The following is a 2,846-nucleotide window of genomic DNA, read 5'->3' as shown; positions in this document are numbered from 1 at the left end:
CCGACCGCCACGATCGCGTCGCGTCGACGGATCCCGCCGGCCGCTCGCCGCCGCGGCCGCTCGCCGGCAGCAGCTCGCCGCTCGCCGCAGCAGCTTTATCGGGTCACCCCGGAAGACCGAGGTTCACCCGACAACGCTTGTCGGGTGAAGGTACAGGTTCTGGGGTGACCCGATAAAGCTGGTCGGGGTGGGCCCTGCGGGGGTTCCGGAGTGGACCGATGAAGCGGGTGGAGGTCAGGCATCTCCCGGAGAGGCGTCGGCCGCCGTGTCGAGGGCTTGCGCGAGATCGGCCCACAGGTCCTCGACGTCCTCGATGCCGACCGAGAGGCGGATCAGGTTCGTCGGGGTCGTCTCCGGCTCGCCCGACTGTCGCCGGCGACGCTCGAGCATGCTCTCGACCCCGCCGAGACTCGTCGCATGGACCCAGAGCCTGGTGGCCGTCGCGACCCGCTCGGCGCCCTCCGCCCCGCCGGCGACCTCGATGGACACGATGGCGCCGAACCCGGGGTACCGGACCCGCGTCACCGACGGGTGGGTCTCCAGCCGCGCGGCGAGGATGACGGAGTTGGCCCAGGCCCGCTCGAGCCGCACCGACAGGGTCCGGACGCCACGCACCGCCAGCCACACCTCGAGCGGTCCCGCGATGGCGCCGTGCATCTGGCGATGGCGTGCCATCCGGGCATGGAGCGCCCGTCCCGGCTCGTCGTCGCGGGTGACGACCGCCCCGAGGAGCAGGTCGCTGTGGCCGGAGAGGTACTTGGTCACCGAGTGGACGACGACGTCGACGCCGTCCTCGAGGGGCCGCTGGAGCAGCGGGGTGGCGAACGTGTTGTCGCACGCGACGAGCGCTCCGGCCCGGTGCGCCAGGGCGGTCAGGGCACCGACGTCGACGACGTCGAGGAGCGGGTTCGTCGGGCTCTCGATCCACAGCAGAGCCGCTCCCTCGAGCGCCTCCTCCACCGCGCCCGCGTCCTGCTGGTCGACGAAGCGCACCGACAGCGTTCCCGCCTCGGCCCGCTCGGCGAGGGTGACGACGACGCCGTTGTATGCCCCGGCCGGCGCGACCACGGTCCCGCCGACGGGGACGAGCGCGAGGACGGCGTCGACCGCGGCCATCCCCGAGGAGAGGACGAGCCCGTGACCGCCCTCGAGGGAGCCGACGACGTCCTCGAAGGAGGTCCACGTCGGGTTCCCTCCCCGGGCGTAGTTGACCGGCCCGTCGGCGTGGTAGGTGGACGACAGGACGAGGGGTGCGTTGACGCTGCCGCCGGGCTCGGCCGGCAGGCGGCCGAGGGTGACGACGCGGGTCGCGGGGGACAGGTCGGTCTGGCTCACCTCTCGAGGCTAGCGAGCGGCCGGACGCCACGGTCGAGCCGACCGGAGGGCGGTCACGCATACGGAACCAGCGCGGCCTTCACGGGTCGCGCAGCATCCGGCAGGTAGGGTCGCTCACGATGTCGAGCCAGCCCGCCGCACCCGGTCCCGACCGGAGGATCCGCGTCGCCGTCGTCTTCGGGGGCCGGTCCTCCGAGCACGCCGTGTCGTGCTCGACCGCGGCGAGCGTCCTGTCGGCGATCGACCGCACGCGCTACGACGTCATCCCCGTCGGCATCGCCCGCGACGGCCACTGGGTCCTCATGCCCGACGAGCCGGAGCCGCTGCGGCTCACCGCGACGAACGAGCCGGCCGTCGACGGAGCGCGGCCCGCCGTCGTCGTCCCGACGAGCACCGGGGCGCGCGACCTCACCGTCCTCGAGCCCGGCGAGGTGCCGCGGACGTTGGGCCGGGTCGACGTCGTCTTCCCGCTGCTCCACGGGCCGTTCGGCGAGGACGGGACGATCCAGGGGATGCTCGACCTCGCCGACATCCGCTACGTCGGCTCCGGCGTCGCCGCCTCCTCGCTCATGATGGACAAGCACCTCATGAAGGTGCTGTTCGCGAGTGCCGGGCTTCCCATCGGACCGTATGCCGTCATCACCGACCGGGCCTGGCGCCGAGACCCCGAGGCGGCCATGGCGAGCATCCAGCCGCTCGGCTGGCCGGTGTTCGTCAAGCCGGCACGCGCCGGGTCGAGCATGGGGATCGCCAAGGTCCGCGGTCCGCACGAGCTGCGGGCCGCCATCGAGGCCGCCCGTGAGCACGACCCGAAGGTCGTCGTCGAGGCGGCCGTCATGGGCCGGGAGATCGAGTGCGGCGTCCTCGAGGGGCACGGGACCGACCCGCCCCGGACGAGCGCCCTCGGCGAGCCCGCCGTCGTCAAGGGGCACGAGTTCTACGACTACGAGGCGAAGTACCTCGCCGACGACGACGTGCGCCTCACCTGCCCGGCCGACGTCCCGCCGGACGTCGTGACCCGGGTCCAGGAGATGTCGGCCCGAGCCTTCGAGGCCGGCGGGTGCGAAGGGCTCGCCCGGGTGGACTTCTTCTACACGGCGGGGGGCGACCTCCTCGTCAACGAGGTCAACACGCTGCCCGGCTTCACCCCGACGTCGATGTACCCGAGGATGTGGGCCGCGTCCGGCGTCTCCTACGCCGAGCTCATCGACGAGCTCATCGCGCTCGCCCTCGAGCGCCGCGTCGGCCTGCGCTGACCCTGACTCGGCTCCCGGCTCCCGGCTCCCGGCTCCCGGGTTCCCGTTCCGGTCGCCTTCACCTCTGATCCTCTCCGGCCTCCGACGCCTCGAGATCCCGCACGTGCCGAGTTGATGTCGTGCTCCCCGTCAGGAGGGGACATCAACTCGGCACGTGCGGAGTCGACCGCTCGGCAGGTGCGGAGTCGACCCGCTCGGCAGGTGCGGGGTTGTCGTGGTCCTACTGGCGGGTAGCCCACGACAACCCCGCACCTG

2 protein-coding genes are annotated in these 2,846 nt (G+C 72.8%); one reads left to right on the top strand and one right to left on the bottom strand.

The annotated features are described in order from the left end of the window. Positions 1-234: 234 nt before the first annotated feature. Complete coding sequence (locus BN12_RS20725; RefSeq protein ID WP_048555436.1) at positions 235-1,335, bottom strand: trans-sulfuration enzyme family protein; 1,101 nt, start codon at positions 1,333-1,335, stop codon at positions 235-237. Between the two features lie 119 nt (positions 1,336-1,454). On the opposite strand from BN12_RS20725, the gene BN12_RS20720 reads away from it, so the two are divergent. Then, the gene (locus tag BN12_RS20720; RefSeq protein WP_048555434.1) at positions 1,455-2,591 is read left to right on the top strand and encodes a D-alanine--D-alanine ligase family protein; all 1,137 of its coding nucleotides are present in this window, start codon (positions 1,455-1,457) and stop codon (positions 2,589-2,591) included. Positions 2,592-2,846 lie beyond the last annotated feature (255 nt).

The sequence above is a fragment of the Nostocoides japonicum T1-X7 genome, from assembly GCF_001046855.1.
Taxonomy (GTDB): Bacteria; Actinomycetota; Actinomycetes; order Actinomycetales; family Dermatophilaceae; genus Nostocoides; species Nostocoides japonicum.
The sequence above is the reverse complement of the archived record's forward strand: the minus strand, read 5'-3'. Positions and strand labels throughout refer to the sequence as shown.

What these genes read in the sequence shown, in the direction of transcription:
- BN12_RS20720 (WP_048555434.1), top strand. Translation starts at nt 1,455, where the DNA reads ATGTCGAGCCAGCCCGCCGCACCCGGTCCCGACCGGAGGATCCGCGTC.